The following is a 15380-nucleotide window of genomic DNA, read 5'->3' as shown; positions in this document are numbered from 1 at the left end:
GGGTACTTCTCAAAAAGCTCCCCCGCTTGAGACAGGAGAGCGAACTTTCACTTCTTACAGATGTTGAGCACTAATGCTAGTGCTCACATCAGTATTTAACAATAAGCACTTAACTTTAGTACTTACAGCTGTTATCAGCCATGTAATCGTGAACCTTAATATCTCCGGCTACGATCTTAGCTGAAATTTCACCCAGCTTAGTTTCCATTTCAGCCGTCACTAAGTCACGGTTGTACTCATCGATAGTCCAGCCAACACCGTTCTCTTTAAGACCACGGGCGTCGATACCCGGAGTGAAAGTACCACCTTCAGCAGCCTTAAATACTTCAAATGTCGCTAAACCTACGCGCTTAACCATAGAGGTAAGCATGACACCCGGATGCAGGTAGTTTTGGTTTGAGTCAACACCGATAGCAAATTTGCCTTCATCTTTCGCAGCCTGATAAACACCAACACCGGTACCACCAGCGGCGGCGAAGACTACGTCGGCACCTTTAGTGAACTGACTCTTAGTCAACTCGGCACCACGGGCAGGGTCTGACCATGCTGCGTTCGTTGAACCCGTCATATTCTGGAATACTTCGGTATCTTTACTGATGTATTTCGCACCCTGCTCATAGCCACAGGCAAACTTACGAATCAGTGGAATATCCATGCCGCCAACGAAACCAACTTTATGGCTTTGTGACTTCATTGCAGCTAGCGCGCCGACAAGGAATGAACCTTCATGCTCTTTAAACACAAGAGACTTAACATTAGGCAGGTCAACCACGGCATCGATAATCACAAACTGACTATCCGGGTACTTCTTAGCGACCTTTTCCAATGCCGAACCATACATGAAGCCAACTACAACGATTGGGCTGAAGCCACGACGTGCCAGACGCTCAAGGCCTTGTTCACGCTGTGCATCGTTTGCCGGTACAAATTCACGTACATCAATCTTGGTTTGTTCTGTAAATTTAATTACACCGTTCTGATAAACCGCTTGGCTGAAAGATTTATCAAACTTACCCGATGAGTCATAGGCTACGGCTGGTTTAAAATCTGCAGCGTTTGCGACAAACGAGCATAGTGCCAATGACACAGCTGTCGCAGTAGTTGTTAGGATTTTCTTCATGATTGTCCTCGTTGTAGGTATGTAAGTATGTATATAGATATGTATATGGGCAGTAACTTTATAATTTTTCGATTCAGTATTTTTATGCCCCTAAGCTCAGCTTGCTATGTTGCAAAATTACTGGCTCAGATACTGACTTTGTACATTAACGAAGATAGAGCTTACAGCAGGAAAGTATAGGATGGCTAGGGTTAATTGTGCCTTGGTTCCCATTCAATCTAAGTAACAGATACGATTAGCATTCATGTAATTTTAGAACAAAAAAGCAGACAATTTACGGCGTAATTGCGTTATCTGCCCCCACTTGGCCTAACTTTACAACTGGACAGTAATTATACAGCGCGACAAACAATATCCCTGTTCGTAATATGGGATGGAGAAAAAGAGAGAATATAAAGAATAGACATATGTATAACCACCAAACCATCGAACATCTGGTTAACACACGATCAACACACCGCCCATTAATAACTCAGGTTGTTCTGAAATCGAGACAATCACTTTCAATGTAACAAAACAACATTTTTAGCTGATTTTAGCTTGAATTATGACGCCAGACGGCCATGGGTAGTGGATCCTTCCCCATTTAGCCCATTTAAATGCCCCTAAAAAGCATAAATATCCAATTATATTATTTTGAAAAAATGAGATACGGATCCGACCAGCTAACTCGGTGTGGGCACTAAGCTGTCGTATTGGGACTGATATCGCCTTTCAAAGAGAGGAAAATCTACCACAGTAGAGGCTACGGCTTTGGGGGGGGCAATATTAATAAGCCTGCCCATTCGAAATAAAAAAGGCACCCTAGGGTGCCTTTGACATTGCAGGAAAACTTACTTTAGAACTTTACTTCACAATATAAGCACCCGGAGTCAACGCAGGGATTGCTCCTCCGGGCGCTTAATTCTTAAAGAGAGTGACCGTGATGCTCCATGATCTTCTCTGGGCTATGACAAGTCGCACAAGCTTCTTTAGCGTCTTTAGCCATCTGTTTGTCCGGACCGAAGTATGCGCCATTACTCTCGAAGTGGCTCATCGCAGCATCAGACAGGTACTTCTGGTGACAGCTCATACATGCAGCCGCATCAGGTGAGGCGTACCAGGTTTCAACTGGGTTTGCTACCGGATCATTACCTTCGCCAGCGATAAAGCTAGGTACTGTATGTGCAGCTCCGGCATTGCGACCAAGCTCGAAGCCATAGTCCTTACCGCCCCAGCCTTCGACTTCAGCATGACAAGTCATACAGTCTGTCTTCAGGATAGTACCGCTACCACCATGACCATTATCATGACCTTCAGCCTTGTGAGCCTTATACATAAAGCTTGTAGACTTCATCTGTCCCCATGGTACAGGCGCCCAGTTCTCTTCCACTGCACCTAACTTCTTGTCGTTAGTATGACAGGCGATACAGTTCACGCCGTTAGCATCATGGTATAGCTCCTCGCTATGACAGCCCATGCAAGTCCCTTCATTGATGATAGGTCGACGAGTCTGCTTATCACCGTAAGGACCGTCCAGAAGAACACGGTATGGTTCAGTTTGAACGTAAGCAGGGTATGCACCTTCTGCTGAACAATCTGTACGGGTACCACTGCCTTCGGCAAAACAAACTTTAACCAACGGAAGAATCTCTAAAGATCTGTCAGTCAGAATATCAGCCGGTACATCGGTACGATATGTCTTGCCACCTTTCACCTTCTCGGTGATGACATGGAACACTTTAGTGTCAGCGTTGTAGGTAGTTGAACCATCCCCCTTCAAGCTGAAACGTCTGTGATCATAGGTTGTGCCAATAGTCAGACTATCAGTCTCTGAAGTCACAAGCTGCTCAGGATAATCACCTTCGATATCCCAGCTCACAACCATATATGGGTTGCTGTAGCCTTGCTTGTAGATCTCATCTTCGGTGACCAGTGCACCTGCAGCGTCCATAACCTTGACGTCAAACTCAAGCAGGCCGTCAACGTTTAAGACAACATTGCTAACTTCAACACTGTAGTCTTGTGCAGCGTCATATGGCTTCTTGTGGTCTGTATGAACGGCTGCACTGTGACAGTCTGTACAGGTCAGAGAAGGGTTCTTGTCAGAATTATGCTGTGCCGGAGAGTCTGTGTGACAACCGGTACAGGCATTAGCATTGGCATTGGCCAGCCATAGATCTTTATCCGCCAGGCTTTCATCATCCAGGTGACAAGCCGCACAATCCATAAATGGCTTAGTTGGGAATGCAGGGTAGTCGAATGCATGATCGCCGCCGTAGCCCGCGATAGTGTATGGCATTTTAACTACGTTACCTTCAGCATCTTTACCTTCGCGATTTGGTCCCATATGGATAGCGTGTACCATATGCCCAAGTTCGACCGATACCGCATTAGGATCACTGACAATTCCGTTGTGACACGATTGGCAGTTTTCCATATCCAGACGACGACCACCATGAGCCTTTAAGCTGTCTGGTTGGTGACAGGTGTAACAGGTTTCCAGTGTAACCAGGTCACGGGTCGCTATGCCCTCTTGTGCATTGGTCGACGGGATCCAGTCATAGTGTGCATTTTCTGCCAACTCATGACCCGAGTCATATTCGAACTGCATCTCGATGGCGATACGCTGAGTCAGATCGGCATCGAATACGATACCCGCAGCATCTTCGGCAGCAGTTAAGTCAGTTTTGAAGGTGTAGATATAAGTACCATCACCGTTATCGACCAGACACTCGGGGCAGTCTTTTAACTTCTCGAAGCCTTGCTCGAATGTCGTCCCTTCATCGTTGGTCGTTTCGTTAAGTAGTGAGATCCACTGCTTAAGATCTGAACCTTGATTAGTTTGCAGCTGAGCCAATGAGAAGCGGAAATCATGAAACTCGTTCTCTCCGGTCAAGCCAAACAGGCCTACGCCCTCTTTGTTAGCCAGATCGAAATCGACAGTAATGATACCGTCTGCATAAGCAGCCTTGGTAATATTTGCAGTCGCTTCAGCGGCCATGTCGATATGAAGACCGGAGGTACCAGGCTTACCATTCTCGCCATTGCTACCATTTGAGCCATCTGCGCCGTTTTGCCCATCTTTGCCATCTTCACCACAGGCTGTGACCATCATTGCAGATGCAATTAACAGTGCCAGTGATGTTTTTCTTTTAGTTATAATCATTTTTTCTCCCTAATGTGTAACCACCATGTGGTTCATACAAAATGCTAGAGATAATTCAGATAAATAAATTTGAAGCACATCACTTTGCTATATCGACCACCAACCAGTCGATAACACTAAGGAGCGCGAAACAAACAAAACAACACCGAGGCGCTTGCAAGATGTGACCAGATTTAATATCAACAACATAAAATTTAACAGTTGTTCCAACCATAATTCGATAAATGGAATTGCGAACTACGAATAATAGAAATGAGGGGAGTGGATATTGTTAACAGATAAACGCAAGATCACAAAAACATAACCTGAGTTACATTTCACCCATTTCCATGATATTGATCCTCGCTTTACCTCATCTTTATCTCTAAATTAGCTGGGTGTGTTTTATATAACCAGAATAGTGATGAGTAAGTTTAAGCAGAATAATCTCTTTGATATCCAAGTATTTGTACTTATTTATGAATCGTTAAACTCAACATTAGTCGGCCAGGCACTGAATGTTCCCGCTTCTAAAATAAGTCGAAGTTTAAAGGCGTTACGTCACTCCCTCGATGCACCGTTATTCATCCGTAAACAGCATGGCTTCGAGCGTAGCCAGTTTGCCGATGAGATCTACCCTTCGATGAAGAGGATCATTCAGATTACTGAGAACTGTGGGCGCCTCAATGTTGAATCGGATAATAACCATAAGAAAGAGATTGTTATCGCATGCCCGCCGCTGCTCTCATCCAACCTGAGCCGTCTGCTGCAAGATAAGGCGACCGAGCATCAGAAAAACTACCTGTTTAATATCAAACCTTGCACGGCGGATATTGGCAACCTGGTAAAGCAGAAAGAGATCGATCTTGCCATCACACACAGAGCCTATAATACAGAGCAGTTACAATCGGATTTTATCTGCGAGGGGGAGTCTCTGTTTCTTGTCGGTAACAGGAGCCACCCTATCTGGGAGACGGTCAACCCTACGGCGCTGGAGAACATTCTGGAGCAGGCCTATATCGTCATCGACGCACCTGAGTTCAGCGACCCCAGAGATCCACTGGAGTTCTATGCTAAGGATCAGGGAAAGGAGCTAAATATTCAGGCCAAGGTGAGTGGCATTGCCGATCTCGCCTCCCTGCTGGAATTCGGCCACGCCATGGCTTTGCTCAGCTCCTTGAGTGCGATCAGCTTTCTAAACAAGAGTAGTGATATCCGCTCGATGCGGTTGTCGGCAGAACAGCAACAACAGCTCTGCCAGAGAAGCGGTCTTCCCCGTCACTATTTGACCAAAAGGAAGCAGAACCACCAAATCCCCAGCTGGTTACAGCTGGCGATAACACAATTTATATTCGATAACACCGCATCTAAAGCCTGAAGAAGAGGAAGGATAAATGTCCATAGATAAGTTGCTCAATCTCAACTTACTAAGCATTGAAATATTTTGTCAGGTCTATCTGAAACATACGGTGATCGATGTAGCCAACCATTTAGAGTTGTCTCAGCCCAAGGTGAGCAGAGAGCTTAACTCGCTCAGAAAAGCCTTTTCAGATCCGCTCTTTATCCGGCAGAACAACCGTCTGGAAGCCACCGAGTTCGCTCACAACCTCTACCCAAAGCTACAGGAGATGCTGCAGGCGAGCGCCGAGGCACAAAAGCACTTACTCAATATTCGCCACCGTCGCGAACCCAGCTTCACGATTGCCACCGTGCCACAACTTGAGATCAACTTGCCACAAACCATTCTAAAGGCGGCACAGAGGAGCAACACCAAGATAGATGTCACCCTTTGCCCCTGGACCAAATCGAGTATCGAACAGTTCCAAAGCGAAGAGCTCGATGCGGCTATCGCCTTCGAGCCAGCCGATAGAAAGGGGATACTCTCTAAACCCATCATACAACACAGAGGCGGACACTTAATTGCCCGTGAAGGTCACCCGATCTGGCAAAACCCCGTCATCGACGAGATGATAAACTATCCGATAGTGAAGCTTATCACTATGCCCTTTCCGGCCAACAAGTCACCGCTGATGAACTATGCAAAAACCCAGGGGAAAAAACTGGAGGTCTTCGCTACCGTATCCGATCTGGGGAGCGCCGCAAATACCCTGTTAAACTCGAATGCCATCATCATCGTCGGCGTGAGAGCCGCAGTCAATTTCTTGCAAAACATCAAAGGGATCCATGCTGAAATACTGGATTATCAACAAGATAAAGACATACTTAAGAATTTCAGTTACCCAACAACCTATCTTTGGTTAAAACACAACCATGAGGGTCAGGTCACGGCACCACCATGGTTACAACAAGCGCTGGAAAAATTTATCACCGAGGCTCACAAGTAGCGAGTCTAAAAGGATATGCGGAGTAATAGAGGTTAACAGCAGGAAGTTTGTCCTCGGCACAAGCCGGCCGAGGACGCTAAAGCCGGGAATTACATTCCGTGACAGTCAGCACACTCTTTCATCGTCAGTGTTGCTTCATGAAGCTCCATATCCACCTCGTGCGCACTGCCCATATCGTGACAATCATTACAGGTAGCCAGTGTCGCTTCTGCTTCTAAGTGAACAGTCAAATCGATTGTTTCGTGACAATCAGAGCAATCTGTCGCAGCGGCAGAACCAGCAAAAACAAGAGCAGTTAACAGAGTCAGGTATTTCATAGTTATTCCTTAAAGAATCGAAGATATAGTTATCTATGCCAATTCGCTACCATGTTAAGCATCATTATTAATTTAAACTTAATAAACTGAAAATTTCTGAATACTTGCTGAACAGATCACCTCTGCCACCTTTAAGCTGTGATCTAAATCATCTGCCACTTTTTATGATTAACTTATGCTCAAATAGCTGAGAAAACTTTCCGCCCCAAAATCCCCGGTTATTAGACTAAAATTACATTGTCACCCCCTACCACTCATCTTTAAGTGGAGAAAAATTATGAGTGTTTCAGTAAAGTTATCGGCAGGCTCTAACTTTCCATCGGTGAGGGTCAACACACTCGATGGCACTACGATCACATTGGGGCGGGCCTACCATGGGGCGTTATGGCAGATGGTGGTGATCTACCGGGGACAGCACTGTCCGCTATGTACAAAGTTTCTGAACCGGTTAGAAGACTATAAGGCCCGGTTGCAGAAAATTGGCCTCGATATTGTTGCCGCATCGGCCGACTCCATCTCTCAGCTTAAGGAACATAAAGAGCGGCTCACGACCAGCTACCCAATTGGCTACGGCTTGTCTCAAAAACAGATGCAGCAACTGGGGCTATATATCTCCATTCCCCGCTCTGAGCAGGAAACCGATCACGACTTTGCCGAGCCCGGGTTATTTGTAGTTAACCGACTTGGAGAGATCATCGTCATAGACATCTCCAATAATCCCTTCTCTCGCCCGGAACTCGAGTCCCTTGTCTCAGGTCTGGAGTGGATAAGCGACCCGGATAATGATTACCCCATCCGCGGTACCCTTGCCTATTGATAGAGGCGTCTTAGATTGGTCTCTGCTTAGGTCAATCTAAGCTTCTCTTTACCTATCTTCACCTGTTACCTTCTCAGGCCTTTTCACGCCCCAAGGCCTCACCCAGAGGCTCAAAGTATGCGATAAGGGCTGAGAAAATTTGTTCTCTATGGGCAAGGTCCGGGTAACCACCACTATCAGCCAGAGATGAACTCAAGGTTTCGGCGACAAGATAGGGGTTACTTATCTCTGGTTGTGATTCGATACACGCCTCGAAGGCGCGGGCCATCAGCTCGGTAGGCTTAGAGAAATATTGCCGACCATACTGCTTATCCAGTGCCACGGCGCGGCTGACAAAGTCATGGCAGTCGAGCCCGTCGCCACTGAGCATAGTCGTTGCAAAGACCTGTTGCAGACGCTGGTTCAACGGGTGCTCGATAGCCCTCACATCGGCAAGCCAGCTACTGCTGGCAAAGGAGATACCTTGTGAAGAGGTATTAAATGCCTTAGAAGCAATATAGTGGTCGAAGGCATGCCAAAACTCATGGGCAAGAGCTCCGGCTCCCGCGTTCTTAGCCAATGCAAGCTCACGACCAGCAGGCATGTAATGAGCCTGCACGCCCTGTTGGCCACCGCTACCGAAGGCCAGATTCAGGGTCTGTCTCAGGCCAAGGGCTTTTGGCGGCAACTTAAGTATAAAAGCCAGGTCGGCCAGAGAATCGAAGATCAAGTTGGCGGCCTTCTCCTTCTCCTCCTCTTCTACCCAGCTACCTAACCGAATATGATTAAGGCCAAAGGTCTCTTTGATATCATGAAAGCTCACCTGCTCACCGAAGCGATAATCGGGGCCGGTGCGTTGATACTCTCTATGCTTTAACACGTATACTTCTTCGCTAACTAATCTGACTCTGAGTACTAGTCTGAGGCAAAGCTCCTCTACAGGCCAGTTTATTTCCCTTAAACTCCGTCACGTACCCTGAGATAGTGATTTTTGACCAAACAATCCAGCAATCTTTCACACTTCACATGCTTGAAGTTTAATGGCGACACAAGATCAGCAAACAGAGGCAGGCCACCACCTAAGAGCACGGGTATCGTGGTGATGATCATCTCATCGATAAGGTCTGCTTTCAGAAAGTTCTGAATCGTCACCCCTCCATCTATATAGAGGTCCTTGTAACCCTGCTGGTTCAGTGTAGCCAGCACCTCATCGAGGAGCCCCTTAACCAAAAACACCTTATCCTCGTAACCGGAAGGTACCTGTTCCAGAGTATTGCTGAGCACAAACACTGGCTTACTGTAAGGCCAATCGATATCAAAACTCAGTACCATATCTAAGGTATTGCGCCCCATAATCAAGGCATCGACCCTCCCGATAAACTCGCCAAACCCCATATCTGAATTTTCAGGATTTGGAATTGAGTGTAACCAATCCACACTTCCAGCTTTATCGGCGATGTAACCATCCAAACTTGCCGCGATATACACTATGTTACTCATCAATTTCTCCACAAATTTTATCGAGCCGGACAAGCGTACCGATTCGATTCAGTAAGCATAATTGCTTGGATTATCCGACAAATTCAACTAAAATATTCTACACTGTAGAATTGCAATTATGTTAGTGAGAATAGGTAATGTCTGTCAAGGTAAAAAAAAGGGGACGGCCCACGGCATCTGCCGGACAACTGAGTCGCGAAGTCATCATAAATAAGGCAAAAGAGCTAATGCGGATCGAGGGGAAGGTTCCCAGTATCCGTAAACTTGCAAACAGTCTCAATATTGATGCCATGGCCATCTACCACTACTTCGACAATAAGAATGCACTACTGGAGGCGATCACAATCTCATTGATCGAGGCCATCTATCAACCTGAAATAAGTCACCAATGGCAAGCCGAACTCAAACTGTTATCATTGAGTTATCTCGGCTTGCTTCAGCAATACCCTGGCTTACTGGAAACGATGTTAGCAATGACAACAGATGGTCCTGCTGTGGTTTTTATAGCGCGTTTTCAGACCGCAGTAACGCCACTGAACTTAACCGACGCCACACTCAAACGTAGTTTAGACCTTTGGGTCGACTACCTTCACGGACTGGCACTGGCTGTAAACTGTGCCCAGGATGCCCATGAGATTGAACCTCTGCTTGAAGGGCCATTTATTTTTTTCACGAGATCACTGGAACACATGGGGTCAGGCTGACTCATCGGGAGAGCTCATATTATCCAGGTGGAGTAGTTCGACACTAGAGTGGGAAATATGCCAATGGTGCACACTACTCATTGAGCCAGCGCTTTAGAATAGCCTCATAGCGACCGTCGTTTTTTAATATGATCAATCGCCTCTCAAACTCTTCGCTGATCTGCTTGAGACCAGGGTAATCCGAGTTCTTAATGAATGGCATGGGATACCCCTTGGAAAATACAGACCTATCGTAGGAGACAACGCTTGCTTGCAGGTTATTTTTATTGACTAAGTATTGTCCGGTAATTCGGTCTTCAAGGAAGAAGGTGACTCTTCCACGCCCCAACATTTTCAGCGCATGGCTCGGCCCCTTAACAATAAACAACTGCTCGTTGTACATGTCATATTTTTTAAGAGTTGGAGAGTAAGTTGTCGTACCATCCTTATAGGGGAATGCTTTCCAAAAAGCCTCATCATAGGAGGCGCCTCGCCAGACGCCTACCTTGCCCCCTGAACTTGCCACCTCCTCATAGCTGCCATTGGGTGCCAGGTGTATATTCACATCCTGAACAAAGAAGACAAAATCTGAGCGCCACATATCTGTCTTAGGGTAGTAGAGATAGGGCTCTCTGAGCTTTTTTCTGGAAGTGGTAAATGCGGCCTCCCCCTCCCCGTTTTCAATTTTATGCCAGACCCTGGCCATATACCAATTGCACTAAATATCTGACCATTCAGCGGGAATTCAAAGCCCTGTAGGCAAGGTGAATGATTGAAGCTAATAGTTATTCTATATCGAAAGCATTCAACGCAGCATAAAGGGCTTTGAAACCCGCACTACGTGAGCTCTTCAGAATTTTCACTTCTGCTTTGCATTGACTTAAAAGGCCGAGTTCTACAACCAAGAGCAGCATTCCTTCATCAATGCGCCTTGAATTGAAAAACCTGAAGGGCTCTGAATTGATTACATATTTAATGCATTTGGTATTAGATCGATCACCTCATACTCCAGCTCCATCTCATCGAAGATAATATCGATAATATCGATAATATCGACGCAGATGCCGACGACCTCTCCCTTGCTATCGGTAAAGTGAAAAGGGGGGCGATCATGAGAAAGGATCTTCAGGGGTCTGCTTTCCGCGATAGCGAAAAGAGAGGGGAAGAACAACAGCAGCAATAGAAACTTAAATAATCGGCGCATCGAGAGTACCCTTGGCTTATACCAATTGCATTAAGTACCTGACCATTCAGCGAGAATTCAAAGCTCTTTAGGCAAGGGCTATATTTGCTCCTGCAATATAGACATATACCACATCCATGTGGCTATAGGATGATTGAAGCTAATAGTTATTCTATATCGAAAGCATCCAGTGCAGCATAAAGGGCTTTGAAGCTCGCACTACGTGAGTCCCCCAGGCTTCCCACTTCTGCTTTGCATTGACTTAAAAGGCCGAGTTCTACAACCAAGAGCAGCATTTCCTCATCAATGCGCCTTGAATTGAAAACCCTGGGGGACTCTGAATTGGTTAATTATTTAATGCAATTGGTATTACACCTCCATTGTAGTTCAAAAATCCCGGTTAAGCAGTGAACCGACTCCCTGGCTCTCCCATAACAGAAGCTGAAGAAACCATCTTGATATAGCTCAAACTCACCTATCAAAAAAAGTCGATTTCAGGCATAATATGTCGCAGAAATAAGCGAGCATATGCTTATCGCAGACCCTTAGGAACCCTAAATGACGCAGATCACCCTACTTACTCCCGACGATTGGCACCTTCACTTCCGTGACGGTGATATGTTACAAGAAACGGTACCGGCCACGGCCAGACTCTTCCAGCGTGCTATCGTCATGCCTAACCTGTTACCACCTGTGACCGATGCTAAGATGGTAAATGCGTACCGTGAGCGTATTTTGGCGGCGCGTCCGGAGGGTTCTGATTTCGAACCTCTGATGACTATCTTCCTGACCAACGACACCACTAAACAGGACATCATAGATGCCAAGGCGGCCGGTGTCGTTGCCGCCAAGCTCTACCCTGCCGGCGCGACCACTAACTCAGACGCGGCGGTAAAAGCACTCGATGCACTCTTCCCTGTTTTTGAGCAGATGGCTGAAATCGGTATGCTATTGTTGGTGCACGGCGAGGTGACCGAGTCTCATATCGATATCTTCGATCGTGAAGCGATATTCATCGAACGCAACCTGACCCGTATCGTAAACGCATTCCCGAACCTTAAGGTGGTATTTGAGCATATCACCACTAAAGAAGCAGCCGAGTTCGTGATGTCAGCATCCGATAATGTCGCCGCAACCATTACCCCGCAGCACCTGCTGCTAAACCGTAACGATCTGTTAGTTGGTGGGGTGCGTCCACACAACTTCTGCCTGCCGGTGCTAAAACGCAACATTCATCAGGAAGCGCTGCGCGCAGCGGTGTCAACCGGATCGAGTAAGTTCTTCTTAGGTACAGACTCAGCGCCACACGAGAAGCATCGTAAAGAGTCGGCCTGTGGTTGCGCCGGTTGCTACAGCGCCTGGAGTGCGCTTGAACTCTACGCACAGGTGTTCGATGACCTGGGGATCATCGACAAGCTTGAGGGCTTTGCCAGCATCTATGGCCCTGATTTCTATGGTCTGCCGAGAAATACCACTACTGTCACTCTGGTCAAAGAGAAGTGGACAGTACCGAGCGAGATCATCTTGCCAAATGGTAACCCTATAGTGCCTTTCTTCGCCGGTGAAGAGGTAAACTGGAAGGTTAAGAGTTAATCCGGATTTAACTTCTTCAGCCAACAAAAAGCCCGCTTAATGCGGGCTTTTTGTTATTCAAGTTATTGACTCGTTCAGTTCATCGGATGTTATTTACTGCAACTCTCACAGGAGGCATCGACACCAATATCTATCTCACCGCCCGCATCATGCACACCATACTGAAAAACTGCCGCCTCTTCATGATGCTCACAGTTGTGGCTCTGTATCGTGGTAGCTGAAAAAACAAAAACGATAAAAAACATCAGGTTCCCAAGCAAGATATAGGGAAGGTTCCCTTTTGTCTTTACCGTGATCACCAAATAACTCAGCACATTAACGACACAGATGATACCCAACAAAGCCAGCAATCCGGTGACGTTATTAAAAATATGAAAATAGTGAAAAATAGCAATCATTATGGTTAAACATATACATATCGCCGGAGTTAACAGCAACAGCAAACTCAACTTTTTCAACATAAGCCCCTTGTTTTATTTAATTATTATATCGTCTACATATACGCTGAATGAAGTAGCTTAGATTCAGCATCAAGCTTCCTTTATTTGAGCTCAGCCTCCAAAAGAAACTGAACCAGAGGGGGAGGAAAGGGCTATGACGGCCAGTCACAACTATCACTTATTGAGCATAGCCATAACAATTGGTTCAATTTGTTTCAAAGGGAAGGCGTCATTAACAAAGGAGTTTTGAGTGGACTCACATAATAAAGAAACAGGGCTAAAGAGAGGGAACTAACCGGGAGGGGAGTCACCATCCATACCCAGACGGCGGGATCCCTATAGAGAATTCGCGCCATAGACTCCTACGGCGCGAACCACTCATTTAACTGAACATATAGCTGTAGAGGTAGCCAGCGCCTATGGCCATACCCAAGATCACGGTAAGAAATGCGGCAATCATCTGATTCTTAAAGATAGACTTAAGCAGAATCACTTCTGTCAGACTCGCCCCCGCACTACCGATAATCAGCGCCATCACCGAACCTAATGCCATACCTTTCTGGACCAGTGCCGCACTCAGTGGGATCACTGCTTCGGCTCGAATATAAAGTGGAATACCGATAATCGCCGCCACAGGGATCGCATACCACATCCCCTCACCCGCATATTTAGCAATCAGCTCAGTCGGAATGAAACCATAGATAAACGAGCCTAAGGTGATACCCAGCAGCAGATAGGGAAACACCTGCTTGAAATCCTTCCAGGTCGAGCGCCAGATACGCAGCCAACGATTCTCCGCACTGCTCACCTTAGTGTCTGCAGTTCCACATGTTGAAGCAGTACCACAGGCGGAAACAGCTGCTGTTGAAGTGGTTGCTCCACATCCCCCCGCCTCCATTGCCAGTGCAGGAGTTGATGTAGCGCCGCAGCTTGTCTCAGATTGAACAGCGGAGCTTGTTTGACTGTCGCAGCAACTTGACTCGCTGGCTTCAACTGCTGTTTTGGTATCGCCACACGTCGCTCCACAGCTTGATGCATCGGCCGCTTCATATGCCTCTTGTCGAACATAGCGCTCGAAGCCCAGTTTTTCCAAGACAAAACCGGCGGTAACGGCCACAACCAGGGCAATGGTGAAGTAAAACAGCGCCACCTTTATGCCGAAGGTCACCACGAACAGGCCTATGATCACCGGGTTTAACAGAGGGCTGGAAAACAGAAACACCATCATGGGGCCGAATCCCGCTCTTGCTCTGAGTAACCCCTTAAGGAAGGGGATGGTCGAGCAGGAGCAAAACGGTGTGATAGCCCCCAGCAGCGCCGCAATCACGTAGCCCTTGCCGTTACGGGAGCTCAAGATAGATTGAATTTTCTCCGGTGTAATAAACTCCTGCAGTACACCAACAAAGTAGCTGATAACAAGAAAGAGGATGATCAATTCGGTTGCCAGGAAGGCAAACATATCTGCGGCCTCACGGGCCATGGTTAATATTTCAGGACTCATAATCATTTCCAATTTAATTAATTTTCCCCTCATTCAAATTGTCGCTATCCCTTTTAACCAGGTAACTCAGCAATTCTGTGAGAGAATGTTATTTCGAACAATATCGAAATGATAACCCACTAACGGCTTGTGTCAACTATATTTCTAGAATCTTCGAAACAATACTTGAGCGAACTGGCTAACAGACGAATCCAAAATGAATCAACCCATCAAATAGACTTTATAAAACAACATGTTACTACCTAGCTACTCGGGTAAAGCCCAGTTTGCTTAAATGAAAAATTTTATGGCACGGGCTTGCGTGTGACAGACAAGCAGCCCCTGAGGGCTGCGAGCTATTGTGGGGATAATAATGAAAGGAGTATAACTTTTGCGTCGCTAAGCCTTTTGGGTAGATAACTTAGGCGCACACTCTTCGTCGATACAACACTCATCCTGGAGGAAACCAATCACTCCCTCCAGCTTATCGAACTCGGCGACACAAAACAGGGTCCTGCCTTCACGACGCTGGGAGAGCAGTCCGGCAGACACCAGGCTGGAAATATGATGTGACAGGGTTGAGCCCGGGATCTTGAGCTGTTCCTGCAAGCTACCTACGGCAAGGCCCTGAAAACCGGCGCGCACCACACGCTTATATATGGTTAATCGTGTTGTATGACCCAGCTCTTTTAGCGCCTTAGCGACTACTTCAATATCCATCACGACATCTGCCCGTATCTACTCAAAAAATATATTTCGATATTAACAGAAATATATTTTTATACCAATAGCTGCA

General features: G+C 46.5%; 15 protein-coding genes. 5 read left to right on the top strand and 10 right to left on the bottom strand.

What is annotated here, in order from left to right:
- Positions 1-115 precede the first annotated feature (115 nt).
- A complete protein-coding gene (locus Q1B47_RS11385) occupies positions 116-1120 on the bottom strand; it encodes a BMP family ABC transporter substrate-binding protein (RefSeq protein ID WP_299793345.1) in 1005 nt (334 codons plus the stop codon).
- A gap of 907 nt (positions 1121-2027) precedes the next feature.
- Positions 2028-4268: an OmcA/MtrC family decaheme c-type cytochrome gene (locus tag Q1B47_RS11380; protein ID WP_299793342.1), complete on the bottom strand. Its 2241-nt coding sequence runs from the start codon at positions 4266-4268 to the stop codon at positions 2028-2030.
- 403 nt (positions 4269-4671) lie between these two features.
- Here Q1B47_RS11380 and Q1B47_RS11375 point away from each other — a divergent pair, with 403 nt between their 5' ends.
- Both Q1B47_RS11375 and Q1B47_RS11370 read left to right on the top strand, forming a co-directional pair.
- Positions 4672-5625, top strand: coding sequence for a LysR family transcriptional regulator (locus tag Q1B47_RS11375; RefSeq protein WP_299793339.1), 954 nt, complete (start codon positions 4672-4674; stop codon positions 5623-5625).
- A 16-nt stretch (positions 5626-5641) separates the two neighbouring features.
- A complete protein-coding gene (locus tag Q1B47_RS11370; protein WP_299793336.1) occupies positions 5642-6592 on the top strand; it encodes a LysR family transcriptional regulator in 951 nt (316 codons plus the stop codon).
- An 89-nt stretch (positions 6593-6681) separates the two neighbouring features.
- Here the strand turns inward: Q1B47_RS11370 and Q1B47_RS11365 are convergent, their stop codons facing one another.
- Complete coding sequence (locus tag Q1B47_RS11365) at positions 6682-6909, bottom strand: hypothetical protein (protein WP_299793333.1); 228 nt, start codon at positions 6907-6909, stop codon at positions 6682-6684.
- 277 nt (positions 6910-7186) lie between these two features.
- On the opposite strand from Q1B47_RS11365, the gene Q1B47_RS11360 reads away from it, so the two are divergent.
- Positions 7187-7726 (top strand): redoxin domain-containing protein, encoded by a 540-nt coding sequence (locus Q1B47_RS11360; protein ID WP_299793330.1) that lies wholly within the window; start codon positions 7187-7189, stop codon positions 7724-7726.
- A gap of 73 nt (positions 7727-7799) precedes the next feature.
- Here Q1B47_RS11360 and Q1B47_RS11355 read toward each other — a convergent pair whose 3' ends face one another.
- Positions 7800-8585, bottom strand: coding sequence for a CLCA_X family protein (locus tag Q1B47_RS11355; protein ID WP_299793327.1), 786 nt, complete (start codon positions 8583-8585; stop codon positions 7800-7802).
- Positions 8586-8662: 77 nt separating this feature from the next.
- Positions 8663-9205, bottom strand: a complete 543-nt coding sequence (locus tag Q1B47_RS11350) for a dihydrofolate reductase family protein (RefSeq protein WP_299793324.1) — start codon at positions 9203-9205, stop codon at positions 8663-8665.
- Between the two features lie 137 nt (positions 9206-9342).
- Here Q1B47_RS11350 and Q1B47_RS11345 point away from each other — a divergent pair, with 137 nt between their 5' ends.
- A complete protein-coding gene (locus Q1B47_RS11345; protein WP_299793321.1) occupies positions 9343-9909 on the top strand; it encodes a TetR/AcrR family transcriptional regulator in 567 nt (188 codons plus the stop codon).
- A gap of 73 nt (positions 9910-9982) precedes the next feature.
- Here the strand turns inward: Q1B47_RS11345 and Q1B47_RS11340 are convergent, their stop codons facing one another.
- Both Q1B47_RS11340 and Q1B47_RS11335 read right to left on the bottom strand, forming a co-directional pair.
- Positions 9983-10594 (bottom strand): transporter substrate-binding domain-containing protein, encoded by a 612-nt coding sequence (locus tag Q1B47_RS11340; protein ID WP_299793318.1) that lies wholly within the window; start codon positions 10592-10594, stop codon positions 9983-9985.
- Positions 10595-10852: 258 nt separating this feature from the next.
- Positions 10853-11092 carry a hypothetical protein gene (locus Q1B47_RS11335; RefSeq protein ID WP_299793315.1) on the bottom strand — a complete coding sequence of 80 codons (240 nt, stop codon included), beginning with the start codon at positions 11090-11092 and terminating at the stop codon, positions 10853-10855.
- A gap of 537 nt (positions 11093-11629) precedes the next feature.
- Between Q1B47_RS11335 and pyrC the strand changes: the two genes are divergently transcribed.
- On the top strand, positions 11630-12664 hold the full coding sequence (gene pyrC, locus Q1B47_RS11330; RefSeq protein WP_299793312.1) for a dihydroorotase: 1035 nt from the start codon (positions 11630-11632) through the stop codon (positions 12662-12664).
- Positions 12665-12753: 89 nt separating this feature from the next.
- Here pyrC and Q1B47_RS11325 read toward each other — a convergent pair whose 3' ends face one another.
- From Q1B47_RS11325 to Q1B47_RS11315, 3 genes are all read right to left on the bottom strand, one after another.
- Positions 12754-13062, bottom strand: coding sequence for a hypothetical protein (locus Q1B47_RS11325; protein WP_299793309.1), 309 nt, complete (start codon positions 13060-13062; stop codon positions 12754-12756).
- 424 nt (positions 13063-13486) lie between these two features.
- Positions 13487-14605 carry a permease gene (locus Q1B47_RS11320; RefSeq protein WP_299793306.1) on the bottom strand — a complete coding sequence of 373 codons (1119 nt, stop codon included), beginning with the start codon at positions 14603-14605 and terminating at the stop codon, positions 13487-13489.
- A gap of 378 nt (positions 14606-14983) precedes the next feature.
- On the bottom strand, positions 14984-15304 hold the full coding sequence (locus Q1B47_RS11315; RefSeq protein WP_299793303.1) for a metalloregulator ArsR/SmtB family transcription factor: 321 nt from the start codon (positions 15302-15304) through the stop codon (positions 14984-14986).
- Positions 15305-15380 lie beyond the last annotated feature (76 nt).

This window comes from uncultured Shewanella sp. (assembly GCF_947501225.1).
Lineage (GTDB): Bacteria > Pseudomonadota > Gammaproteobacteria > Enterobacterales > Shewanellaceae > Shewanella.
The sequence above is the reverse complement of the archived record's forward strand: the minus strand, read 5'-3'. Positions and strand labels throughout refer to the sequence as shown.